Source organism: Mycetocola sp. Y442, from assembly GCF_056898615.1.
In genome coordinates this window covers 750,558-774,907 of the sequence record NZ_JBXHBV010000002.1, presented here as the reverse complement: position 1 = coordinate 774,907, position 24,350 = coordinate 750,558, and the positions used below count along the sequence as shown (strand labels likewise).

At 65.4% G+C, this 24,350-nt stretch carries 19 protein-coding genes; 8 read left to right on the top strand and 11 right to left on the bottom strand.

Annotated features, from left to right (window positions below; all coding sequences use genetic code 11):
* Positions 1 to 112 precede the first annotated feature (112 nt).
* Positions 113 to 1,552, bottom strand: a complete 1,440-nt coding sequence (gene guaB1 / locus AC1X6S_RS10145; protein WP_483405627.1) for a GMP reductase — start codon at positions 1,550 to 1,552, stop codon at positions 113 to 115.
* 134 nt (positions 1,553 to 1,686) lie between these two features.
* On the opposite strand from guaB1, the gene AC1X6S_RS10140 reads away from it, so the two are divergent.
* Together AC1X6S_RS10140 and AC1X6S_RS10135 are read left to right on the top strand one after the other, a co-directional pair.
* On the top strand, positions 1,687 to 5,376 hold the full coding sequence (locus AC1X6S_RS10140) for a multifunctional oxoglutarate decarboxylase/oxoglutarate dehydrogenase thiamine pyrophosphate-binding subunit/dihydrolipoyllysine-residue succinyltransferase subunit (RefSeq protein ID WP_483405626.1): 3,690 nt from the start codon (positions 1,687 to 1,689) through the stop codon (positions 5,374 to 5,376).
* 137 nt (positions 5,377 to 5,513) lie between these two features.
* A complete protein-coding gene (locus tag AC1X6S_RS10135; protein WP_483405625.1) occupies positions 5,514 to 7,235 on the top strand; it encodes a cation:proton antiporter in 1,722 nt (573 codons plus the stop codon).
* A gap of 147 nt (positions 7,236 to 7,382) precedes the next feature.
* Here AC1X6S_RS10135 and AC1X6S_RS10130 read toward each other — a convergent pair whose 3' ends face one another.
* The 3 genes from AC1X6S_RS10130 to AC1X6S_RS10120 form a co-directional block, all read right to left on the bottom strand.
* Positions 7,383 to 9,626, bottom strand: coding sequence for an MMPL family transporter (locus AC1X6S_RS10130; RefSeq protein ID WP_483405624.1), 2,244 nt, complete (start codon positions 9,624 to 9,626; stop codon positions 7,383 to 7,385).
* 158 nt (positions 9,627 to 9,784) lie between these two features.
* Positions 9,785 to 10,030, bottom strand: a complete 246-nt coding sequence (locus AC1X6S_RS10125) for an anti-sigma factor family protein (protein ID WP_483405623.1) — start codon at positions 10,028 to 10,030, stop codon at positions 9,785 to 9,787.
* The gene (locus AC1X6S_RS10120; RefSeq protein ID WP_483405896.1) at positions 10,027 to 10,641 is read right to left on the bottom strand and encodes a sigma-70 family RNA polymerase sigma factor; all 615 of its coding nucleotides are present in this window, start codon (positions 10,639 to 10,641) and stop codon (positions 10,027 to 10,029) included. Before AC1X6S_RS10120 ends, AC1X6S_RS10125 begins: the two co-directional genes overlap by 4 nt.
* Positions 10,642 to 10,793: 152 nt before the next feature.
* Here AC1X6S_RS10120 and aroA point away from each other — a divergent pair, with 152 nt between their 5' ends.
* Genes aroA through bcp form a run of 3 tightly spaced genes read left to right on the top strand, consistent with a single transcriptional unit; the run spans position 10,794 to position 13,723 of the window.
* The gene (aroA, locus tag AC1X6S_RS10115) at positions 10,794 to 12,155 is read left to right on the top strand and encodes a 3-phosphoshikimate 1-carboxyvinyltransferase (protein WP_483405622.1); all 1,362 of its coding nucleotides are present in this window, start codon (positions 10,794 to 10,796) and stop codon (positions 12,153 to 12,155) included.
* A complete protein-coding gene (rsgA, locus tag AC1X6S_RS10110) occupies positions 12,152 to 13,210 on the top strand; it encodes a ribosome small subunit-dependent GTPase A (protein WP_483405621.1) in 1,059 nt (352 codons plus the stop codon). Before aroA ends, rsgA begins: the two co-directional genes overlap by 4 nt.
* Positions 13,211 to 13,219: 9 nt before the next feature.
* Positions 13,220 to 13,723, top strand: a complete 504-nt coding sequence (gene bcp / locus AC1X6S_RS10105) for a thioredoxin-dependent thiol peroxidase (RefSeq protein WP_483405620.1) — start codon at positions 13,220 to 13,222, stop codon at positions 13,721 to 13,723.
* Positions 13,724 to 14,145: 422 nt separating this feature from the next.
* Here bcp and AC1X6S_RS10100 read toward each other — a convergent pair whose 3' ends face one another.
* On the bottom strand, positions 14,146 to 14,475 hold the full coding sequence (locus AC1X6S_RS10100) for a hypothetical protein (RefSeq protein ID WP_483405619.1): 330 nt from the start codon (positions 14,473 to 14,475) through the stop codon (positions 14,146 to 14,148).
* Positions 14,476 to 14,782: 307 nt separating this feature from the next.
* Between AC1X6S_RS10100 and AC1X6S_RS10095 the strand changes: the two genes are divergently transcribed.
* On the top strand, positions 14,783 to 15,031 hold the full coding sequence (locus tag AC1X6S_RS10095) for a WhiB family transcriptional regulator (protein ID WP_090711166.1): 249 nt from the start codon (positions 14,783 to 14,785) through the stop codon (positions 15,029 to 15,031).
* A 130-nt stretch (positions 15,032 to 15,161) separates the two neighbouring features.
* Here the strand turns inward: AC1X6S_RS10095 and AC1X6S_RS10090 are convergent, their stop codons facing one another.
* From AC1X6S_RS10090 to AC1X6S_RS10080, 3 genes are all read right to left on the bottom strand, one after another.
* Positions 15,162 to 16,655: a sensor histidine kinase gene (locus AC1X6S_RS10090; protein WP_108390421.1), complete on the bottom strand. Its 1,494-nt coding sequence runs from the start codon at positions 16,653 to 16,655 to the stop codon at positions 15,162 to 15,164.
* Positions 16,656 to 16,765: 110 nt separating this feature from the next.
* The gene (locus tag AC1X6S_RS10085) at positions 16,766 to 18,013 is read right to left on the bottom strand and encodes a CpaE/TadZ family protein (protein WP_483405618.1); all 1,248 of its coding nucleotides are present in this window, start codon (positions 18,011 to 18,013) and stop codon (positions 16,766 to 16,768) included.
* 5 nt (positions 18,014 to 18,018) lie between these two features.
* Positions 18,019 to 18,645 carry an SAF domain-containing protein gene (locus tag AC1X6S_RS10080; protein WP_483405617.1) on the bottom strand — a complete coding sequence of 209 codons (627 nt, stop codon included), beginning with the start codon at positions 18,643 to 18,645 and terminating at the stop codon, positions 18,019 to 18,021.
* A 128-nt stretch (positions 18,646 to 18,773) separates the two neighbouring features.
* Between AC1X6S_RS10080 and AC1X6S_RS10075 the strand changes: the two genes are divergently transcribed.
* Entirely contained in the window at positions 18,774 to 19,067 is a 294-nt protein-coding gene (locus tag AC1X6S_RS10075; protein WP_483405616.1) for a helix-turn-helix domain-containing protein, read from the top strand.
* Positions 19,068 to 19,078: 11 nt separating this feature from the next.
* Here AC1X6S_RS10075 and AC1X6S_RS10070 read toward each other — a convergent pair whose 3' ends face one another.
* Positions 19,079 to 19,687, bottom strand: a complete 609-nt coding sequence (locus AC1X6S_RS10070) for a hypothetical protein (RefSeq protein WP_483405615.1) — start codon at positions 19,685 to 19,687, stop codon at positions 19,079 to 19,081.
* A gap of 268 nt (positions 19,688 to 19,955) precedes the next feature.
* Between AC1X6S_RS10070 and AC1X6S_RS10065 the strand changes: the two genes are divergently transcribed.
* Positions 19,956 to 20,513 (top strand): Rv3235 family protein, encoded by a 558-nt coding sequence (locus AC1X6S_RS10065; protein ID WP_483405614.1) that lies wholly within the window; start codon positions 19,956 to 19,958, stop codon positions 20,511 to 20,513.
* Between the two features lie 139 nt (positions 20,514 to 20,652).
* Here the strand turns inward: AC1X6S_RS10065 and secA are convergent, their stop codons facing one another.
* Positions 20,653 to 23,460, bottom strand: a complete 2,808-nt coding sequence (gene secA / locus AC1X6S_RS10060; protein ID WP_483405613.1) for a preprotein translocase subunit SecA — start codon at positions 23,458 to 23,460, stop codon at positions 20,653 to 20,655.
* A 212-nt stretch (positions 23,461 to 23,672) separates the two neighbouring features.
* Entirely contained in the window at positions 23,673 to 24,338 is a 666-nt protein-coding gene (hpf, locus tag AC1X6S_RS10055) for a ribosome hibernation-promoting factor, HPF/YfiA family (protein WP_483405612.1), read from the bottom strand.
* Positions 24,339 to 24,350 lie beyond the last annotated feature (12 nt).

Sequence of the window (24,350 nt, the reverse complement as noted above, 5' to 3'; positions counted from 1 at the left end):
AGAAGGGGGGTCGTCCATTGTGCTCGCAATTATACGCAGGCGGCCATCGCTCCCGCCGCGAAGTATCTGAGACGGCGGGGCAGAAAACCAGGCCGAGCGGCGAACCGGGTCGTTACCAGGACACCGGCAGCGCCTTGCCCTCGTCGTATCCCGCGGCCGACTGCACACCGACAAGGGCGCGCTCCCGGAACTCATCGACGCTCGATGCCCCGGCGTAGGTGAACGACGACCGAACTCCCGAGGTGATCATGTCGAGCAGATCCTCAACGCTCGGGCGGCCGGGGTCGAGGTAGATCTTCGACGACGAGATGCCCTCGGCGAACAGTGTCTTGCGAGCCAGCTCATACGGGTCGAGTCGTCCGAACCGTTCCTGGACAGCCTTGGTGGATGCCATCCCCCAGCTTTCCTTGTACAGCCGCCCGTCGGTATCCGTGTGCAGGGTTCCGGGTGCTTCGACGGTTCCGGCAAACCAGGACCCGATCATCACGCTAGACGCTCCGGCGGCGAGAGCGAGGGCGACATCGCGCGGGTAGCGCACCCCTCCGTCTGCCCACACGTGGGCACCGAGGCCACGAGCGGCCTCCGAGGTTTCCAGTACCGCGGAGAACTGCGGCCTGCCGACGGCCGTCATCATCCGGGTCGTGCACATGGCACCGGGGCCCACTCCGACCTTGAGAATGTCGGCCCCGGCTTCGACGAGGTCGTTGACGCCGACCGGTGTCACGACGTTGCCTGCGACGAGCGGGAGTCCGAGTCCGAGTGCCTTGACCGTTGCGAGAGCTCTGAGCATCCCCTCCTGGTGTCCGTGGGCGGTGTCGAGCACGAGCACGTCGACACCGGCGGCGGCGAGGGCACGCGCCTTGGCCGCCACGTCGCCGTTGATGCCGATCGCTGCCGCGACAACCAGACGGCCGGAGGCGTCGAGTGCCGGCTTGTACAGGGTCGCCCTCAACGCGCTCGTGCGCGACAGGGTTCCAATCAACTTTCCGTGCCGCAGCACAGGGGCAAAGTCGAGGTCGGCCGCGACGAGCAGGTCGAAGGCGCTCCGCGGGTCGGTCACGTCCTCCGCATCGATCGACGTGAGCCTTTCGTGCAGCAAATCACCGAGCTTCGCGTCGGGACGCGTCGAGCCGAGTGCGGTCGCCGGCAGGCATCCGAGGTACTCCCCGGTCGATGACCTCAGGACGATGCCGTGTCCGGCCAGCGCCGGGGTCATGAGCAGCGCGTCGGCGACTGTGGCGTCAGCGGAGAACTCGATCGGCGTGTCGTATTCGACGGGCTGGTCCTTGACCCACCGGATCGCCGAATCGAGATCCTGAAGCGGCATGTCCTGGGGCAGCACACCCAGCCCGCCGCGCCGCGCGAGCGTTGCGGCCAGGCGGGGTCCCGTCACCGAGTTCATGTTGGCGGAGACAATCGGAATGCGCGCGGCCGTGCCGTCTCCCGGCGCGAGGGAGACGTCAAGCCTCGAGGTCACCGCCGACCGCGATGGGACGAGAAAAACGTCCGAATAGGTGAGATCGAAATCTGGTTTCTGCCCGTAGAACTCCATGAACTCCACGGTACCTCCCGATGAAGGGCCGCAGCATCCGGCCAAAGGGATTAGGCTTGAGAACTGGATCTGACAGCGCTTCCCACGGATGTCGCTGTTGTGCTCAATTCAATGGAGAGAGTGGTGGTCTGGCGGTGTCAAGCCAGTTGACCGGTGTGGGAACTGACGACGGTTCGTCGGGTGAATTTGGAGCTAACGAGTGGCTCGTCGATGAGATGTACGAACAGTACATTGTCGACAAGAATTCCGTTGATCAGTCGTGGTGGCCGATTCTCGAGAATTACTCGCCAGTGAAGGGCGACGCTGCTACGCGCCCTGCCCCTCCCTCGCACCCGCTCACCGCCCCGATCCCTGTCATCGGATCGCAGCCGGAAGCGAAGACGACGTCTGTGCAGCCGAAAGCCGCGCCGATCCCGGCGGATGCCCCGCGCACCGCTCCGACGAAACCGGCAGCGCTCGATGCCTCTGACGCCGAACGCGAAGAGCCGCAGGACACCGTGCAGCCGCTGCGCGGCATGGCGAAGTCGCTCGCGACCAACATGGAAACCAGCCTGACGGTTCCGACGGCGACGAGCGTGCGGACCATCCCCGCCAAGCTCATGATCGACAACCGAATCGTCATCAACAACCACCTCAAGCGCGCTCGTGGCGGCAAGGTCAGCTTCACCCACCTCATCGGCTGGGCCCTGATCCAGACCCTCAAGGACTTCCGCAGCCAGAACGTCTACTACGACGTCGTTGACGGCAAGCCCAGTGTTGTCGCACCGGCACACGTCGGGCTCGGTATCGCCGTCGACATCCCCAAGCCTGACGGCAGCCGCGCGCTGCTCGTTCCCGCGATCAAGAAGGCAGACACGCTGACCTTCGGTGAGTACCTCGCCGCGTACGAGGACCTCGTGACCCGTGCGCGCGGCAACAAGCTGACCGCCGATGACTTCAAGGGCGCGTCGGTGTCGCTGACGAACCCCGGTGGTATCGGTACCGAGCACTCGGTGCCGCGCCTCATGAAGGGGCAGGGCTGCATCATCGGCGCCGGCGCCCTCGACTACCCGGCGGAGTTCCAGGGCGCGAGCGAGCACACGCTCGTCGAGCTCGCCATCGGCAAGACGATCACCCTCACCTCGACCTATGACCACCGCGTCATCCAGGGCGCAGGCTCCGGCGAGTTCCTCAAGAAGGTCCACGAGCTCCTCACCGGTCAGAAGTCGTTCTACCAGGACATCTTCGCCGCCCTCCGCATCCCGTACGACCCGGTGCACTGGGCACCGGACATCTCGGTCGACCTCAGCGACACGGTCAACAAGACCGCCCGCGTCCAGGAGCTCATCAACTCGTTCCGGGTGCGCGGCCACCTCATGGCCGATGTCGACCCGCTCGAATACGTGCAGCGGTCGCACCCTGACCTCGACATCCTCAACCACGGCCTGACCTTCTGGGACCTCGACCGCGAGTTCGTCACCGGCGGCTTCGGCGACAGGCGCCAGGCCAAACTCCGCGACATTCTCGGCCTGCTCCGTGACTCGTACTGCCGCACCATCGGCCTCGAGTACATGCACATCCAGGACCCGGCACAGCGCAAGTGGATCCAGGAGAAGGTGGAGCGACCGTACGCCAAGCCGACCCACGACGAGCAGATGCGCATCCTCGGCAAGCTCAACGAGGCAGAGGCATTCGAGACCTTCCTGCAGACCAAGTACGTCGGCCAGAAGCGCTTCAGCCTCGAGGGCGGCGAATCGACCATCGCCCTTCTCGACGCAATCCTGCAGGGCGCTGCCGAAGCGGGACTCGACGGTGCCGCCATCGGAATGGCCCACCGCGGACGCCTCAACGTCCTCACCAACATCGCAGGCAAGACCTACGGCCAGGTCTTCCAGGAGTTCGAGGGCACGACCAAGAAGGCATCGGGCTCCGGCGACGTCAAGTACCACCTCGGCACCGAGGGAACCTTCAGCGCCTCCGACGGCAGCGAGCTCCCGGTGTACCTCGCCGCCAACCCGTCACACCTCGAAGCTGTCGACGGTGTCCTCGAGGGCATCGTCCGCGCGAAGCAGGATCGCCAGCCGATCGGCTCTTACTCAACGCTCCCCATCCTCGTCCACGGTGACGCAGCGATGGCTGGCCAGGGAATCGTGCTCGAGACGATGCAGTTGTCTCAGTTGCGCGGCTACCGCACGGGCGGAACAATCCACCTCGTCGTCAACAACCAGGTCGGCTTCACGACGACTCCGGGTGAAGGCCGCTCGTCCGTGTACTCGACCGATGTCGCCAAGACGATCCAGGCCCCGATCTGGCACGTGAACGGTGACGACCCCGAGAGCGTCGTCCGTGTTGCGCGACTGGCCCTCGAGTACCGCCAGGAATTCAAGAAGGACGTCGTCATCGACCTCATCTGTTACCGCAGGCGCGGTCACAACGAGGGCGACGACCCGTCGATGACGCAGCCGCTGATGTACAACCTCATCGAGCAGAAGCGCAGCGTGCGCAAGCTCTACACGGAGGCTCTCGTCGGTCGTGGCGACATCACCGAAGACGAGTACGAGGCATCCCACCGCGACTTCCAGGACCGCCTCGAGCGGGCATTCATGGAAACCCACGCCTCCCAGACGGCGTCGACGCCCATCATCCTCGATGACATGGCCGATGACGACGGCTACTCGGGAGAGCCGGAGACCACGGGCGTGCCCGAGGCCGTCGTGCAGCTCATCGGAGACGCTTTCAACAACAAGCCAGCCGGGTTCACTGTGCACCCGAAACTGCAGCAGCTGCTGCAGAAGCGGCTCGACATGAGCCGCAACGGCAACATCGACTGGGCATTCGGCGAGCTCCTCGCTCTCGGTTCCCTCCTCGTCGAGGGCACACCGGTGCGCATGAGCGGCCAGGACAGCCGACGCGGCACCTTCGTGCAGCGCCACGCCGTCCTCCACGACCGCGTGAACGGTCAGGAGTGGCTCCCGCTCGCCAACCTCGCCGACAACCAGGCACGGTTCTGGATCTACGACTCGCTGCTGTCGGAGTACGCGGTCATGGGCTTCGAATACGGATACTCCGTGGAACGCCCCGACGCGCTCGTGCTGTGGGAAGCCCAGTTCGGCGACTTCGCCAACGGTGGCCAGACCATCGTCGACGAGTTCATCTCGAGTGCCGAGCAGAAGTGGGGACAGCGTTCGAGCGTCGTGCTCCTGCTGCCCCACGGCTACGAGGGACAGGGACCAGACCACTCGTCCGCGAGGATCGAGCGTTACCTGCAGCTGTGCGCCGAGAACAACATGACGGTGGCCCGCCCATCGACTCCCGCGTCGTACTTCCACCTGCTGCGCCGCCAGGCGTACGCGAGGCCCCGCCGTCCGCTCGTTGTCTTCACGCCGAAAGCCATGCTCCGCCTCCGCGGTGCGTCGTCGAGTGTCGAGGACTTCACGAGCGGCAGGTTCGAGCCCGTCATCGACGATGCCCGGATCACCGACAAGGCCGCGGTGAAGCGTGTTCTGCTGCACTCGGGCAAGATCCACTGGGACCTCGTCTCCGAACTCGCCAAGCAGCCGAACGATGAGGTCGCCCTCGTGCGGCTCGAGCAGTACTACCCGCTGCCGAAGGACGACCTCACCGCGGTGATCGCCCAGTACCCGAACGCCGAACTGGTGTGGGTACAGGACGAGCCGGAGAACCAGGGCGCATGGCCGTTCATCGCACTCGAGGCGTCGAAGCACGTCGGAGAACGCAGCATCCGCGTTGTCTCCCGCGCCGCATCAGCGTCGCCCGCAACGGGTTCGGCGAAGCGCCACGCGTCCGAGCAGGCCGACCTGCTGTCGAGGGCACTCACCCTCTAGGCCTGTCGCAAGCGATCGAGAGGGGTGTCGGCTTCGGCCGACACCCCTCTCGTGTTTCCTGATTCAGGCCGCGTACCACCGCGGACGCCGGCCAGCAAGCACTCCACGCATGACGGCATCCGACCTACTCTTGGGCAATGGAATACGCCATCCTCGCGCTCTTCGGAGTCCTGGCCATCGTCGTGGTCGCGCGCTTCGCCCCCAGGCTCGGAGTGGCGAGTCCGCTCCTCCTCGTCGTCGTCGGGATCGGCGCGAGCTTCGTGCCGGGCGTCCCCGAGATCGTCGTACCGCCCGAGCTGATTCTCTCGGTTGTCCTGCCGCCGATCCTCTATGCGGCAGCGGTCAACGTCCCCCTCGTCGATTTCCGCCGTAACCTCAAGGCGATCACCGGACTCTCGGTCCTGCTCGTGATTGTGTCGGCGTTCATCACGGGTTTCGCGCTCTACCTCATCCTCCCCGACCTCAGCCTGCCCGCCGCGATTGCCCTCGGGGCTGTGATCAGCCCGCCGGATGCCGTTGCCGCGACGTCGATCGGAAAGCGGCTCGGTCTCCCCCCGCGACTGGTCACCGTACTCGAGGGCGAGGGGCTGGTGAACGACGCGACGGCACTCGTGCTGCTGCGCTCAGCGATTGCCGCGTCTGCCGGGGCGGTTTCGCTCGCGGAGGTGGCCGGGGAGTTCGCTTACGCGGTCGCTGCCGCCATCGTCATCGGAACCGCTGTCGGTTACGCGATGGTCTGGGTCAGGTCGAAGTTCGACGACCCGATCCTCAACACCACGCTGTCGTTCACCGTGCCATTCCTGGCCTTCCTGCCCGCGGAAGAGCTCAACGCGTCTGGTGTCCTCGCTGTGGTCGTCGCCGGACTGATCACCGGCCACAACAGCGCCAGGTACTTCAGCTCCCACGACCGGATCGCCGAGCGCCTGAACTGGCGCACAGCGCAGTTCGTGCTGGAGAACGGCGTTTTCCTCCTGATGGGCGTCGAGCTCCGCACGCTCATCGACCAGGTGGAGGCAGACGACCTCAGCGTGACCGCAGCCATCGGCCTCGGCATCCTCGCCAGCATTCTCCTTATGCTCGTTCGCACCCTCTTTGTGATCCCGCTCATCGCGATACTGCGCCGCGACCAGCGACGCGCCAAGGGTCAGGAGCAGTACCTTGACTCGGCGCTCCGGAGACTCGACGACCGGGAGCCCGATGAGACCTCCTCACCGGGGAACACGAAGCGGGTCCGCCGGTTCCTCACCCGCCGGCGGGCCGACGTGACCTTCCTCACCTCGGAGGGGCTCGGCTGGAGAGGTGGAGCGGTGCTCGCCTGGTCGGGGATGCGTGGCGTCGTCACTCTCGCGGCGGCGCAGTCACTGCCAACCGACATCCCGTACCGACCGCAACTGATCCTCATCGCATTCACTGTCGCCGTTGTCACACTGCTCGCCAACGGCGGTACGCTGCCAATCCTCATCCGCAAACTGGGGATCGTTGGCACCGATCCCGCCGCAGACCGGGCGGAGCTGGCCGGGCTTATCAACGAGATCAGCGACGTCGGACTGGCCAGCCTCGACAACCCCGACCTGCTCGCCGAGAACGGGGGCGAATTCTCCCCCGACGTCATCGAGCGGGTGCGGGAGGACAGCATCATGCGCAGCGAGTCAGTCGCCGAAGCCCGGTCGGGTCAACCGGGGCCACACCAGCAGCACCGGATTCTTCGGTTGCGGGTGCTGCAGGCGGAGCGTGACGCGCTGCTCGACGCCCGGGCTACCGGCGCGTACAGCTCGAGGGTGATGGAACGGGCGCAGAACATTCTCGACCTCGAGGAGTCCCGGCTCGCCCAGCTGAGTGGCCGCGTCGGGCGGCAGTGACACACACAGACACGAAGGCGGTGAACCGATACCGTGGCATCCGTTCACCGCCTTCTCCCCCCGTGCCCTGGCTCTTCCCCGTGCCCCGGTTCTTCCCCGTGCCCCTGTGCCCCCGTTCCCGGGCCCCGCTTCTTCCCAGCCCTCTGGCTAGCTTGTGCGCCCAGCGGCCACGGGCTCATCCACGGCAGCGGCGGGCTGCCGGTCGGTCGAATGGATGCGACGCGCGAGCTTGCTCGGCCACCAGATGGCGCGCCCGATGTCGTAGCTCAACGCGGGTACGAGCAGGGTGCGCACCAGGAACGTGTCGAGGAGCACACCGAATGCGACAATGAACGCGATCTGGAGCAGGAACAGGATCGGAATGACGCTCAGCGCCGCGAACGTGGCGGCGAGAACCAGTCCCGCAGAGGTGATGACACCACCTGTGACGGCGAGCCCGCGCAGAATCCCCTGCTTTGTGCCGTGGTTCTTCGACTCCTCGCGCACCCTCGTCATGAGGAAGATGTTGTAATCCACCCCGAGGGCCACCAGGAAGACGAAGCCGAACAGCGGGACTGACGGGTCTGCTCCTGGGAAGTCGAAGATGCCGTTGAATACCCACGCAGACACCCCGAGCGCCGCACCGAACGACAGCACAACGCTGGCGATCAGCAGCAACGGAGCAACGATCGACCGGAGCAGAAGCATCAGGATGAGAGTGATCGCCGCGAGAATCAACGGGATGAGCAGGTTGCGGTCGTGAATCGCCGTCGTGTTCGAGTCGAGCGCGATGGCCGTCGTCCCGCCGACCAGGACCGGCGCATCCTCCGTCGAGATGTCCGCGAGCGCCTCGCGGAGTTCCACGACGACGTTCTCGGCGGCGATCGAGTCGCCGGCGTCGGAGAGGGTGGCCGAGAGCAGCACGTTGCCGTCAACAACTGTGGGCTCCGGGACCGGGGTTCCAGGAGGGCCAAGCGGCTGGACACCGTCTTCAGTGACGGGGAGCGATCCCGACGGCGAGTCCTCTGCGAGCACGGTGAGCGAATCGACGCCGTCGGTGCCGAGGACGATTTCGGAGATAGCTTCGAGCTCGTCCTCTGGGGCGATGATGACCGTCGGCGAACCGGATCCTGCCGGGAAGTGGTCGGCGAGAACCGCCTGTCCGTCGCGGGCCTGTGACTCGCCGAGCACGAACTCGCTCTGAGCGACGCCGTCGGCCTTGAGCTGGAACATGCCGAGGCAGAGCACCGCGAGGAGCATCACGCTCGAGATCCAGATCACGCGCGGGCGCTTTGCGATGAGGCGCGCGAGGCCGGGCCAGAGCCCCTTCCTGTCATCGCCGATCGGGTTGACGTCCGCGGCCTCGGCCTTCGGCTTGATCGGCCAGAATGCGACCTTCCCCGCCCAGAACAGGAGCGCCGGGAGGAGGGTCAGTGAGGCGAGCAGGGCAAACACGATCCCGATGGATGCGACGGGGCCGAGCGACTTGTTCGAGTTCAGGTCGGAGAAGAGCAGCAGGAGAAGCGCGGCGATCACCGTTCCGCCCGAGGCGAGAATCGGCTCCCACGATCCCTTGAGCGCCGCCCATGTGGCCTTCCACTTCGTCGGCTGGGTGACGAGGGACTCCCGGAACCGCGCGATGTAGAGCAGCGAGTAGTCCGTCGCTGCACCGATGACGAGGATGAAGAGAATTCCCTGGGTCTGCCCGCTCAACAGCAGGATGTCGGCGCGGGCCAACTGCACAACGACAAGGATCGAGGCGCAGAGCGCCGAGAGGCTCGAGAACAGGACGAGAACCGGGAGGAGCGGTGACCGGTAGACGACCACGAGGATGACGAAGACCGCGCCAAGCGCGACGAGGAGAAGGAGGCCGTCGATACCGGCGAATGCATCGGTGAGGTCGGCGGCGAGGCCTGCCGGGCCGGTGATCGCGGCGGTGACACCGTCGATGGGGTCGTCGGTGAGGACTGTCCTCAGGGCCTCGACCGTGTCCGCCGTCTTCACGTCTGTGTCGAGCACCATCACGACCTGCGCGGCATCGCCGTCATCGGACACGATGGGCGGCGAGCTCTCCTCGGCGAGGACGCCATCCACGTCGGCAAACTCGGCGACGGTGGCGTCGATCTCGGCCAGGTCGGTCTCGGTCAGACCGCCGTCGCGTTCGAAGACCACGATCGCCGGGATGACATCGTCATCGCGAAACTCCGCCTGAAGGTCCTGGACTTTCGTTGCCTCTGCGCTTGCCGGCAGTTGCTGCGACTGGTCGTTGGTGCTGACCTCGCTGATCTGGCCGAAACTCGCACCGCCGGCTCCGAAGAGCCCGAACCAGACGAGGATGAGAGCGGCGGGGATGAGAACGCGCAGCCAGACAGGAACGCGCGAGTCTCGACGAGAGGCAGAAGTCTTGATCACACACTCAACGTTACGATCGCTGCCAGGGCGACCGCGTCGATCAAAAGTTGGAAATCGGAAGTATCAGTTCCAGTATCAGTTCCGCAGACGGTTGAGGGTCGACGTCACGGAGACTGGATTGCCTGAGTAAGGGCTGCCGCCGTGCCTAAGGCTTCGCCTCAGGAGTGCGACGCCTGCACAGTACGGAGCTTCGCCAGCACCTGCAGCTTGAGGTCTTCCGGCGCTGTCTCCTTGCACGCCCTCTGGACGGCATCCGTCAGCGTGCGCGCGAGCAGAGCTTCTTCCTGGCACGACGCGCAGTGCTCGAGGTGCTCCCTGATGTCGGCGGCGTTCGCCTGGCAGACCTCATTCCGGAGGTACTCCTCAAGGTCGCGCTTGGCCTGGTCGCATCCGCAATCTGTCATTTTCGAGCTCCTGTCGGGCGCGTGTCGATGCCGCGCTCCGTTGCGTAATCAGCCAAAAGGTCCCGCAGCATCCGCCTGCCTCTATGCAGTCGGCTCATAACGGTCCCGATCGGGGTTTTCATGATGTCGGCGATCTCCTGGTACGCAAAACCTTCCACGTCTGCCAGGTAGACCGCGAGTCGGAAGTCCTCAGGAATGGCCTGGAGGGCATCCTTCACCGCACTGTCAGGCATGTGGTCGATGGCCTCCGCCTCGGCCGATCGGGACGACGTCGCCGTTGTCGACTCCGCGCCACCCATCTGCCAGTCTTCGAGGTCATCGATCGTGCCCTGGTACGGCTCGCGCTGCTTCTTGCGATAGATGTTGATGTACGTGTTCGTGAGGATGCGGTACAGCCACGCCTTGAGATTCGTGCCCTGCGTGTACTGCCCAAAAGCCGCGTACGCCTTCACAAACGTTTCCTGGACGAGGTCCTGCGCGTCAGACGGGTTCTTCGTCATGCGCATGGCCGCGCCGTACAGCTGGTCGATGAAGGGCAGGGCCTGTTCTTCAAACAGTGCTCGCGGGTCTTCGACCGGTTCAGGGGCTGGGTTATCGTCCACGGTGGTCATCACAGGCAAGTCTACGACCGCTTTGACGAGACCGCCCGTGAGGTCGGGAACAAGCCCGGCGGCGACAGGCATGCTCACCTGTCGTTCAAGGACGCGAACTGTCATTGCCGAAATGCCTCCAAAGCTGTAATGGCCGATACATTAGATAAACAATGCTTGAGTCTCAATATTCCGCACCGGAGTTCGACATCTACGGCGACCGCTCCCAGCCCGCCGGCGATAAGCCGTGGCCTGCACCCGTCGCCCCCGGGCCGATCGAGGCGGTCGTCTCTCTCCCCGGCTCGAAGTCGCTGACGAACCGGGAACTGGTGCTTGCCGCCCTGGCCGAGTCGCCGTCGCTGCTGCGTGCACCCCTGCACTCGCGCGACAGCCAGAACATGATTGAGGCCCTGCGGTCCCTCGGCACCGCGATTACCGAGACGGATGCCACCGGCGAGTTCGGCCCTGACCTTCTGGTGACGCCCGGCGAACTAACCGGTTCGACCACCGTTGATTGCGGCCTCGCCGGCACAGTGATGCGATTCGTTCCTCCCGTTGCCGCCCTTGCCCTGGGCCCGACCACGTTCGATGCCGACGACTCAGCACGCGGTCGCCCCATGAAGACACTGATCTCCTCCCTCCGCGAGCTCGGCGTCGACATCAATGACGACGGACGCGGATCGCTGCCGTTCACCGTTCACGGCACCGGCCGGGTCGGTGGCGGGGAACTCACCATCGACGCATCGAGCTCAAGCCAGTTCGTCTCGGCACTCCTCCTCGCCGCCGCACGATTCGACGAGGGGCTCACCCTCAGGCACGCGGGCGACCGCCTGCCGAGCCTGCCGCACATCGACATGACGATCGCCGCCCTCGCCGCTCGCGGGGTGACGGTGACTTCGCCCGCCCCTGGCACCTGGCGGGTCGAACCCGGCCCGATCGCCGGTCTCGACATCGACATCGAACCCGACCTCTCCAATGCGGCACCGTTCCTCGTTGCGGCCCTCGTCACTGGTGGCAGCGTCACCATTCCGCGCTGGCCCGCCGAGACCACTCAGGTCGGCGCCGAACTGCTCGACATCCTCCCCCGCTTCGGCGCGACAGTCTCCATCGACGGTGACCGCGTCACCGTGACCGGAACCGGCCGCATCCTCGGGGTTGACCTCGACCTCACCACGGCGGGTGAACTTGCGCCGCCGCTCGTCGCACTCGCCGCCCTCGCGGAGTCGCCGTCGACGATCACCGGAATCGGTCACATCCGTCACCACGAAACAGACCGGCTTGCCGCTCTCGCCACCGAGATCAACCAGCTTGGCGGCGACGTCACCGAGCTCGACGACGGCCTCTCGATTGTGCCGAAGCCGCTCTCGGGCGGCGTCTGGTCGAGCTACCACGATCACCGAATGGCGACGGCGGGCGCAATCATCGGCCTCGTCGTCGATGGTGTGTCGATCGAGAACATCGCGACAACAGCGAAGACCCTCCCCCAGTTCCCCGAACTGTGGACGACGATGCTCTCGAAAGCGGTCAGCGCATGAGCTGGTGGGACACCGGCGACGACGACGAGCCCGAATTCGACGAGTCATCGATCCGCGTTCGGCCGAACCGCAAGGGCAACCGGCCGCGCACGAAAACCCGGCCAGAGCACAACGACGCGCAGACCGCACGCGTCCTCGCCGTCGACCGCGGCCGGTACACGGTGCTGCTCGATGAAGGCACGAAGAAGGAACGCCGGATCACCGCGTCACGGGCATCCGAACTCCGCAAGCACGCGGTCGTCAACGGCGATCGTGTCGACGTGGTCGGTGACCTTTCCGGTGAGCCAGGTACCCTCGCCCGCATCGTTCGGATCGTTCCGCGCACGACGCTGCTCCGCCGAAGCGCCGACGACTCCGACGAGGTCGAGCGCGTCATCGTCGCGAATGCTGACCAGATGCTCGTCGTCGTCGCTGCCGCGGATCCTGAACCACGCGAGCGCCTCGTCGACAGGTACCTCATCGCCGCCCTCGACGCCGGCATCCGCCCCATTCTCTGCATCACGAAGACGGACCTGGCCGACCCTTCTGACTTCCTGAAGAACTTTGCCGGGCTCGACCTGCTCGTGTTCACGAGCGCGGAGGACCGAATGCCGCTCGCCGAGATCACCGACGCCCTAATCGGCCACGACACGGTCTTCGTCGGCCACTCCGGTGTCGGCAAGTCCACCCTGGTGAACGCGCTGGTGCCGAGCGCGCAGCGGGCGACGGGCCACGTCAACGTCGTCACCGGGCGCGGGAGGCACACGTCCTCGTCGACGGTGTCCTACCGGATCGAGAATGAGAACGGCACAGGGTGGGTCATCGACACACCCGGTGTCCGATCCTTCGGGCTCGGACACATCGACCCCGCCAACATCCTCAAGGCTTTCACCGACCTCGCGGAGGCGGCCGAGCGGTGCCCCAGGGGCTGCACCCACCTGCCGGATGCGCCGGACTGCGCCATCATCGAGGCCGTTGAGTCCGGCGAACTCGGCGAGACGGGCCCCGCGCGACTCGACTCGCTGCAGCGGCTGCTCGCGACCTTCGCGACCCGCGCCGCCACAAGAGATGCTTAGGCTGGAACCATGACAGATTCATCGACCACCACCGCTCCCGACGCTCCACTGCGGCTGCAGCCGGGCGAGACCGCTCCATCGTTCACCCTGCCGAGCTCGGCGGGGACACCGGTCTCCCTCGCGGACTTCGCCGGCTCAAAGGTCATCCTCTACTTCTACCCGGCAGCGATGACCCCTGGGTGCACCACCCAGGCCTGTGATTTCCGCGACAGCCTCGGATCGCTGCAGGCTGCGGGATACACGGTTCTCGGCATTTCCAAGGACTCGCCAGACAAGCTCGCCGCCTTTGCCGAGCGTGACGCGCTCACCTTCCCGCTGCTCAGCGACGAGGATCTCGCCGTCCACAAGGCGTATGGCGCGTACGGCGAGAAGAACTCGTACGGCAGGATCATCACCGGGGTGCTGCGCTCGACCTTTGTGATCGACGAGAAGGGCGCGATCGAGCTCGCCCTCTACAACGTCAAGGCGACGGGGCACGTGGCCTCGCTGCGGAAGAAGCTCGGCGTAGCCTGACCCGCGCTGCATCCGCAGCCCCCGAGCGCTACACATCCATGCCCGCGCGGCAGATACTTCTGTAGCGCGGGCATGCAACTGCAGCGCGCGACGCCACGGGTGCCGGGGCGCGCGCGACCGGGTACGCGTCGCAGCCCGGGCCGCCCGGGGTGCCGGGGCGCGCGCGACCGGGTACGCGTCGCAGCCCGGGCCGCCCGGGTGGCGAGGGTGGCTCGGGTGGCTCGGGTGGCTCGCGTGGCTCGCGCGGCTCGCGCGACAGCTCACACCCCCTGCCGACGGCATCCGCTGCGGAAGAAGCTCGGCGTAGCCTGACACGCGCGCCGCATCCGCCGTCCGCGAGCGGTACACATCCATGCCCGCGCGGCAGATACTTCTGCAGCGCGCGCATGCAACTGCAGCGCGCGACGCCGCGGGGTGCCGGGCTACTCGACCTCGGGGCGCCGGAGCGCTTCCATCACGCTCTTCGTGAAGAGCAGCACGAGCGCGACAAGAGTCGGTGCCAGGATCGCCCAGCCCCACGCCGGTTGCGCTGTCGCACCCTGGAAGGCACCGACCGCGATCGCGAGCTGCACGAGCTGCCAGACCAGAGCGGCTCCACGGCTCCACGGTGAGCGCCTCGCCAGAGCGACGGCGACGGCCGATACGAAGGCAGCGGCGATGCCGGCAAGCACGGTGAGGGCGAGTGCGCTGGCGAAGGATGCCGCCGGCTGGGTGAGGACGTCGAAGACGAGAACAACCACGACACAAATCATGGCCAAAGCCTCGATGAACAAAAGGCCGGTGAGCAGGCGAATCGCGAGAGATCCTCGCGTCTCGGGTGAAAAACTGGAAATTGTAGACCTTTCGTGTGTCCGTTTTGTGTCGGGAGCGTTATTCACAGGTATATCGCACCCAAATCTATTGATTTGACTGAGCCCTTATGGGAACATAATTGAGGCCTCGATCTGCGGTTCACAAAGAGGTGAGCGGATCCCATCGTGTGATCGCCCTCTCAGATCCGGGCCCGTTTCCATTTTCGACCACAGAGGTCGCATACCCGCAATTCAAAGGAGTACCCCCATGGACTGGCGCGACAAAGCCGCTTGCCTCACCGCAGATCCTGAACTATTTTTCCCGGTGGGAAACACAGGCCCGGCAGTCGACCAGATCGACAAGGCGAAAGCCGTGTGCGGTCGGTGCACTGTGACCGAAATCTGCCTCCAGTACGCCCTCGAGACCGGTCAGGACTCGGGAGTCTGGGGTGGCCTCTCCGAAGACGAGCGTCGCGCGCTCAAGCGCCGCGCCGCCCGCGCCCGCCGCGCTTCCTGAGCCGACGGGCCTGAGGCACCGCGCCCAGGCGCCAGACCTCAGGCACTGACAATGAAAAGACCGTTGCCCACTCTCTCCGGAGAGTGGGCAACGGTCTTTTCTGCACTCGTCATTGAGAAGACAGCGGATGCTACGTGCGAGAGATCCAGCGAAGCGGCACCTCGATCGTGACCTCGGTTCCAGAGCCGACGACCGTGTGCCAGTCGATCGTTCCACTGAGCTCACCCTGGATCAGCGTGCGGACGATCTGGGTTCCGAGTCCCGAACCGACCTTGCCTTCCTGGAGCCCCACACCGTTATCGCGGACGAGGACAGTGAGCTCGTCGCCCGACCGGTCAGCGACGATCTCGACCTCTCCGTCGCGGCCCGCGAGTCCGTGTTCCACGGCATTCGTGACGAGTTCGGTGAGAGCAAGTGCGAGCGGCGTCGCGTATGCACTGGGGAGCACCCCGAACTCACCGGTCTTGTGGGGATGCACCGTCGTGTTGTGGCTGGATGCCACTTCGGCGATGAGCATGAGCACGCGCTCGAACACCTCATCGAAGTTGACGTCCTGGGTCAGCCCCTCCGACAGGGTGTCGTGCACGACAGCAATGGCAGCCACCCGCCTCATCGCCTGCGACAGCGCCTCGCGAGCCTCATCGTTGTGCGCCCGTCGCGCCTGGATCCGCAGCAGGGATGCCACGGTCTGCAGGTTGTTCTTGACCCGGTGATGGATCTCGCGGATCGTGGCATCCTTCGTAATGAGCTCACGTTCCTGGTGGCGAAGCTCGGACACATCGCGGCAGAGCACGATCGCCCCGGCGCGTTCGCCACGGTGACGGAGGGGAATCGCGCGAAGCGACACCGTCACTCCCCTGGCCTCGATGTCCGTGCGCCAGGGCGCGCGACCGGTGACGACGAGGGGCAGGGATTCGTCGATGACCTGCTTGCTCGGCAGGATCTTGGTGGTCACTTCGGCGAGCGACTCCCCCTCGAGCTCCTCGGCGAATCCCATCCGGTTGAAGGCCGACAGGGCGTTCGGGCTCGCAAAAGTCGTGATCCCGTCGACGTCGAGGCGGATCAGCCCGTCGGAGGCGCGAGGCGCACCCCTGCGCGGCCCGGTGGGCGCCGAGAGGTCGGGGAAGTCGCCGGTTGCCACCATCTCGAACAGGTCGTCTGCGCACTCATTGAACGTGAGCTCCTGCCGGCTCGGAGTACGGGCCTCACCGAGGTTGGTGTGGCGGGTGAGCACAGCGATCGGCGTCGGTGAGTTTTCGGGCGAACTCGAGCTGAGCCTCCGCATGACCGGAACGGCTCGGACCCGTGTCGGTGTTTCCTCGTACCAGTCGGGGGCTGTGGAGTCGGCGATGCGCGCGTTCTCGAACGCATCGCTCACCTGTGCTCGCCACTGCGCCTTGATCGGCTGTCCGACGAAGTCACGGTAAAACAGGGTTGCAGCGCTCGACGGCCGGTAGTGAGAGACCGAGATGAACCCGCCGTCCCGGTCAGGGACCCACAGCACGATATCGGCGAAGGCCAGGTCCGCGAGCAGCTGAGCATCGCCGACGAGCATGTGCAGCCAATCGACATCGGCTTCGGTGGAGCGCCCCTGGGCGAGTACGAGGTCACTGAGCGTTGACATTCGTCCAGTCTATGGGTGCTGCTGACCGGTACGAGTCCGTGCCGGATGCCGTCGCGCCAGCCCCAGCGGCCGCCAGCGCTGGCGGGTGTGACCCGTGCGTCGAGCCCCAATCAGGCCTGGCTCACATGACCGATGCGCTGGCGGGAGCGCTCGCGCCGACGGGACCGGCGCGTGACGACTTCTTCCGGTGGCGGCAGGATGCGGCTGGCCGTGAACCGGCGCAGCGCCGCGAGCGCCGACGACCTCGGACTCGCGTCGTGAAGAGCCCTGCCAGCCAGCAGCGCGGCATCCGTCCCCTTCTCGTCGTGTGGGATGAGCACCGGGTCGCCGATACCGCCGAACCGCTGCAGCGTCGCTTTGACCTGCCCTGACGGGTTCAGGCCAACCGATCCGCTTCGCACCTTATTGATGACCGTCGTCACAGGGATGCCGACCGCTCGCTCGAGCAGGTCACCGTGCGCACGAAGGTACCGCTGGAGCCCGATCGGATCGGCCGCACCAACGGCGATGATCTCGTCCGCCGCGTCGATACAGGTGAGCGTCGCTGCGTTGCGACGCGGCGCGAAGAGGTCCGTTGAGATCTCCTCATCGTTCTCCAGACTGAAGCCGGTGTCGACGACGACGTAGTCGGCCCACTCCCGACAGGCATCGAGCGTTCGCCTGACCCGCTCCGCGCTGAGTTCCGGCCAGCGATAGGCGCGAGTGATCCCCGTGAGCACGCGAAGCGATCCGCCGCCGACCGGGTAGGTCTGGCTGATCCGCTCCAGCTCGGCCACGCTGAGACCGTCCTTGCCCGCGAGGCGGCACGCTGCCGCGAAGCCCGGCGACTCGTCGAGAAGACCGAGCGCTGGAGCGATGGACGCCGCGTGCGTGTCGGCGTCGATCAGCACGACAGACCTGCCGACCGCAGCGAGTTCGGTGGCGAGGGTTATGGCAACAGTTGTGCGCCCAGGGGCGCCAGCGGGACCCCAGACCACGAGAACGCGGCCGGGTTCCTGGGTGCGAGCCGCCGGCCGATCGACAAACCCGCCACTCACCAGGGTGTCGATCTCGTCGAGAGGTGCGTCGCTCGACACCACCTCGAGCAGGTTCAGCGCCCTGGCATTACGAACGTCCCGTTCGGATGCCGTCACGGCAACGACCCGGACGCCGTGCGCGTCGCACCACGCCAGCACCCTTGAGGTGAGCCGGTCTGGCGCCGCAGAGATGAGGAGAACGGTTGCCGTCGCCCCATCGAGCACCGACACCGGGTCGGCGTGCTCTCCAACCCGGACGTCGACCCAGTGCCCGCTCTCGAGAAGCGCGGGGAGTACCCGGTCTTCGGTGTCACCGTCGAGGGCAACGGCGAGAGCAACCACCGCCGTCACCTCCCCGTCGCAGGGACAACCGAGATGGCATCGCCTCCAGCGACGGCGGCGAGGACCGCGGCGACTTTGCCCTTCGGCACGAGGACCTCGACGTCCTGTCCCCCTGCCACGACGAGTCCCTGCTGTTCGACCACCCTGACAACCGCTGCTCCCGCAACGAGAACGACGGGCGGAGCGAAGGTTCCGTCATCCTCGACCTGTGCGGTCCACACGTCGACGAGCGAACCGGCCTCCACGGACTCCGGGAGAATCGACGTCGAACCGACGACCAGTGCGCTCACCCCGACGCTGGCGTCGGTTCCCACCGCGGACTGCGGCACGAGCTCCCCCTTGAGCACGGTCCTGACCACGGTAAGTCCTTCCTCCGGGATGCTTCCGGCTGTGACGTATCTGGCGTCTGCGTCTCCGAGGCGCACGTTCTGGACGGTGAGGTCGCCGGCCCGGATCACGTCGCCGACGCTCAGCGTCGTGCGTGCGACGTAGACGCCCGTGGATCGCTCAGCCGACGTGACGACAAACCAGACACCAACGATCGAGCTGACGATCAGCACGATCCCAACGGCGAATCGTGGGTCGAAACCCGCCCGGATTCGCCGGGAAACCGACGGAATGGACGCGTCCATGGGCCCTCCTGTCTCCCTGCGGTCGCAGGGGCGGCCCTGCGGACCTCCATGCTGCCAACTTTCACGATGACGCGAGAAAGTTATCCACAAGAGGGCACCCCGGTGATCGGCAGCCTCATAATCGACGTATGGATACGGTCTCGTCAGACTCCGTAGGCCGCTTCCTCACGGTTGCCGACGCCGCGGACATCCTCAATATCTCGACAGCAGAGGTGACAGAGCTGATCCGAACCGCTGAGTTGCCCGCCATCAGCATCGGCGCGCCGGGAAGATGGCGCATCGAACACCGGGTGCTCGAGGCCTACATCGCGGGCAAGTACGAGGAAGCCAGACGCATGAGCCTGTGGCAGGAGTCCGACATCGCGAGCCTCCCCGAGATTGCACGCGGGACGATCATCAAGCCGAACCACGACGAGGGCTGACAGGGACTGGGTCACAGGCGAACGTACGCGACCATGTCGAACGGGATCAGTCGCTGGTGCGCCACGTTCCGCTCCCTGCGTGGCGCTCCCGGTTCGTGCACGGCAAGATCGAAGTGGTCTCTGCCTACCCTGTCGATGGTGCCGGAATGACAGGCATCAACGCCGCTTGCGCAGTGGACCTCGACAAAGGACCGCCGTCGGCAGAGGTCGCGCAACGCGAAGGCGAGGCCGATTCGATCGGTGAGCCGCGGCGCACCGTCCGTCACCTCCGGAACATCAAGACTCCGCGAGACGGATGCCTTTGGCACGATCACACCGGCGATCGCTCCGACGGGAACCAGAACGGCACTGGCTGGCGCTCCCTGCCCGGCCAGGTCTGCGGAGAACCAGTCCCTGCCGAACGACTGCGGAATCAGGACGAGGACTTCGCCGGTAATGAGTTCGATCGACAGCGGTTCACGCTCCCGGCCGTCGTGACCGCTGAACGTCGAGAGTCGTTCCCTCAGCGTCAGCCGGCCAAGCCGGTGCCGGTACTCCTCAGCGCGGAGGTCACCCTCGTCCGAGTGAAGCTCCTGCTCGAGCTGACTCTCGAGGTCATCGAAAAGGCTGTCCCAGCGCATTCTGGAAGGGTACACATTCCGCGATCGGGAACGTGAGTTATCCACAGATTCGGTCGCCGGGGTTTACATCGATGGTTCGAACCTGCAAAAGTACCGTCTCGAAGCCTCACCCTGCTCGGGACGTTCCGGGCAACTGCTGACGCAGGTCTCGCGTGGACCCGAACACACGTCCTGTCACCGCTGCCGCCTTGCCCCGTGGCGTCATCGCCGGTCCGTCGCCGGTCATCGTGCCCCATCAAGCACCGACAGTCACTCTACGGAGCCACGCATGAGCATTCCGTTCTCAGGCGAGCCAGTTCCACCGTCGCGGAAACCACAGGGGCCTCCCCGGCAGAATGCACCGGGCGATCCCGTCCCCGCCCATGATCAGCGGCAGCGTTCCACCGACCCGCCGGGTCCTGCGGGACCGCACGGTGCACGTGGGTCTGGCGGGGACCACTTCGACACCGATCGCTTCTTCGACAGACAGAAAACCCCGACCGAGCTGCTCCCGCCGCCGGAACCGCTTCTGGAGAACCTGACGCGATGCGTCATGGAGGTACTGCGAGGAGCACGTGACATCGATCAACTCGCTCGCTGGATCAGCGAGGATGTCTACAAACACCTCCTCAAACGGCAACTGATTTCGGCGAGGGCGCGGCAGATCAAGGGGACACCAGCCACGCGGCCCGTCCTGGTCATCGGCAGGATCACGACCAGCTCGCCGGCAGACGGCGTGATCGAGGCTGTGGTGATGGTTTACGAGAAGCCACGAGCGCGGGCGGTCGCCATTCGGCTCGAGGGTGTCGACAAGCGATGGCGCGCCACCTCCATCGGCATTCTCTAGGCGGACACCCGGGCAGCCGAGGCGGTGGAACGACGCCTACCGTTACGACTCCTGCGGCTACGACGCCTGCCCTTACGACACAAGCCCCGACACCAAAAGGGCCGGGGCTTGTGTTGCACTGCTTGCGTGTGCCGCGCTGTTACTTCTTCTTACCCTGGGCGCGGCGGTCGGCGCGGTTGCCTCCGACGGGTGGAGTGGCCTGGCCCCTCTGACCGAAAGCTCCACGCTCGGCCGTTGCGACCGGTGCTGCGGCCTCCGGCTGCGCTGACCGCACGGCTGTCGCCTGCCTGGCGCGCGCCGTTGCCGCTTTCTCTACCTGGCCTTTTTGGTTGCGAACCTCGACGTCACCGGTCTCGGTCGCGGCGGAGTAGCTGAGGTTCTCGTCCTCGTCGTCCGGCCGGGTGAGCCCCTTGGCCTCGACGGAGGTAACTTCCTCGCTCGCCCCCTTGGTGACTTCGACCTCGAGGTTGAACAGGTAACCGACGCTCTCTTCGCGAATCTGTCCCATCATCTGCTGGAACATGCTGAAGCCTTCGCGCTGGTACTCGACCAGCGGGTCACGCTGTGCCATCGCCCGCAGGCCGATGCCGTCCTTGAGGTAATCCATCTCGTACAGGTGATCGCGCCAGCGACGGTCGATGACCTGGAGCACAACGCGCCGCTCGAGTTCGCGCATCGCCGGTGAGCCGAGCTGTTCCTCACGCCGTGCGTAGGCGAGCTTGGCATCCGACAGGATCTCGCGACGCATGAACTCGCGGTTGATCTTGCCCCTCTGCCCGGCCTCAGCGATAACCTCATCGATGGTCAGGCTGATCGGGTACAGGGTCTTGAGGTCGACCCACAGTGCGTCGAAGTCCCAGTCGTCTCCGTTGCCCTCGCCGACGTGCACATCGAGCACCTCGGTGATGACGTCTTCAAGGAACTTCTGGGTGCGCTCGTGCAGGTCGTCGCCCTCGAGGATGTGGCGGCGGTCAGCGTAGATGGCCTCGCGCTGACGGTTGAGGACATCGTCGTACTTGAGCACGTTCTTGCGGATCTCGGCGTTGCGGGCCTCGACCTGTGACTGTGCGCTCCGGATCGCCCGGCTGACGACCTTGGACTCGATGGCCATGTCGTCGGGAACCCCGCCGCGGCCCATGAGGGCTTCAGCGGCGCCGGAGTTGAACAGGCGCATCAGGTCATCGGTGAGTGACAGGTAGAACCTGCTCTCGCCCGGGTCGCCCTGGCGGCCCGACCGGCCCCTGAGCTGGTTGTCGATGCGGCGGGATTCGTGGCGCTCGGTGCCGAGCACATAGAGTCCGCCGGCTTCGATGACCTTGTCCGCTTCCTCCTGGACCTTCTGCTTGACGGCGGTGAAGACGTCATCCCAGGCTGCCTCGTACTCCTCGGGAGTCTCGCTCGGGCTGAGGCCCTTCTGGTTCATCTCCTGGACAGCCAGGAACTCAGCGTTTCCGCCGAGCATGATGTCTGTTCCACGACCGGCCATGTTCGTTGCGACGGTCACCGAGCCGAGCCGGCCGGCCTGGGCGACGATCGCGGCCTCTCGCGCGTGGTTCTTCGCGTTGAGAACCTCGTGCCTGATGCCCTTCTTCGCGAGCAGGCGGGAGAGGTACTCGCTCTTCTCGACGCTGGTCGTTCCGACGAGGACGGGCTGGCCCTTCTCGTGGCGCTCGGCAATGTCTTCTACGACCTGCGCGAACTTCGTCTCCTCGTTCTTGTACACGAGGTCCGGCTGGTCGATTCGCCGCATGGGCTTGTTCGGCGGAATCGGAACGACGCCCAGCTTGTAGGTCGAGACGAACTCAGCGGCCTCGGTCTCGGCGGTACCGGTCATGCCGGAGAGCTTCGAGTACAGGCGGAAGTAGTTCTGCAGCGTGACCGTGGCGAGGGTCTGGTTCTCGGCCTTGACCTGAACGCCCTCTTTCGCCTCGATCGCCTGGTGGATTCCCTCGTTGTAACGACGGCCCATGAGAATACGGCCGGTGTGCTCATCGACGATCATGACCTCGCCGTTCATGACGACGTAGTCCTTGTCTTTCTTGAACAGCGCGTTCGCCTTGAGCGAGTTGTTGAGGAAGGAAATCAGCGGCGTGTTCGCGGACTCGTAGAGGTTGTCGATGCCGAGGTAGTCCTCGACCTTTTCGATACCTGGTTCGAGCACACCGACGGTGCGCTTCTTCTCGTCGACCTCGTAGTCTTCACCCTCGACGAGGATCTTCGCGAGGCGGGCGAACTCATTGAACCAGCGGTTTGCCTCGCCTGACGACGGGCCGGAGATGATGAGCGGCGTCCGCGCCTCGTCGATGAGGATCGAGTCCACCTCGTCGACGATGGCAAAGTAGTGGCCACGCTGTACGAGGTCTTTGGACTGCCACGCCATGTTGTCGCGGAGGTAGTCGAACCCGAACTCGTTGTTGGTCCCGTAGGTCACGTCGCAGAGATACTGCTCGCGCCGCTCAGCCGGGGTCTGTCCGGCGACGATGACACCGGTGGTCATGCCGAGGGCACGGAACACCCGGCCCATAAGCTCAGACTGGTAGGTCGCCAGGTAGTCGTTCACCGTGACGATGTGAACACCCTTGCCCGCAATCGCGTTGAGGTACGCGGGGAGCGTGGCGACGAGCGTCTTGCCCTCACCGGTCTTCATTTCGGCGATGTTGCCGAGGTGAAGAGCCGCTCCACCCATGATCTGCACGTCGAAGTGCCTGAGCCCGATGGTGCGCTTTCCCGCCTCGCGTACGGCGGCAAACGCCTCGGGAAGCAGGTCGTCGAGGGTTTCGCCCTTCTCGAACCGGGCGCGGAGCTCGGCTGTTTCATTGCGAAGTTCCTCATCGGTGAGGTCCGCGAAGTTCGGCTCGAGCGAGTTAACAGCTTTGGTCAGGTTTTCGAGCTTCTTGAGGATCCGGCCCTCGCCAACGCGAAGAACCCTCTCTAGTACTGAGGCCACGAATTGCACTCCACTTTTATCTAGGGCACGCGAGTATCGCGCCACCGTGCCGTGTGCACGGTAATCAACGTCAGTCGACAACGCTACCCATGTTAGCGTCCAGTCCGGTGAGAGCGCCCTGATAAAGGCGGCGAAAACACCCGGAACTCACGAGCGGGTGCCGGATCGCTCCGACACCCGCTCGCAACGTGCCTCACGGCATCCGTTGCGGGTTACGCCCGCTTCTTCGACTCCGCCGCTTCGTCATCGAGACCGATGACACCGTAGTCCCAGCCCTTGCGCCGGTAGACCACGCTCGGCCTGTCATTTTTCGCGTCGACGAACAGGAAGAACGGATGCCCGACCAGCTCCATCCTGTCGACCGCCTCGTCGACGGTCATAAATTCTGCGGGGAACACCTTCTCGCGAATCACAACCGGCGAGTACTCCTCCTCGGATTCGCTGTCGCTGTCATCCACCGTCGTCAGCACTCCTGTCGCGACCCGGTCGATCACGTCAGGGTCAGCGGGCTGGAGGTCGATGCCGCTGAAGCCCTCAGCGCTCGCGGTCGACAACGACGTTCGCCGCTTGCCCCGCAGCACTTTCTTGCGGTCCTTCGCCCTGCGTACCTGCTCGAGCAACTTTCCCATCGCCAGATCAAAGGCAACGTACTTGTCTGAGCCCGACGCCTCAGCCCGGATAAGCGGACCTGGACCGATGAGCATCAGCTCGACCCGGTCGTCTCCGGGCTTGCCACTCTTATCATGATGGCGGCTGACCTTGACCTCGAATGCGAGGGCACGGTCTGACAGGTGGGCCACTTTCTCTGATTTTTCCTCGACGTAATCGCGGAAGCGATCAGTGAGTCCCAGGCCTTGTCCGACAATGTTAATTTCCACGTCAACCTCCCA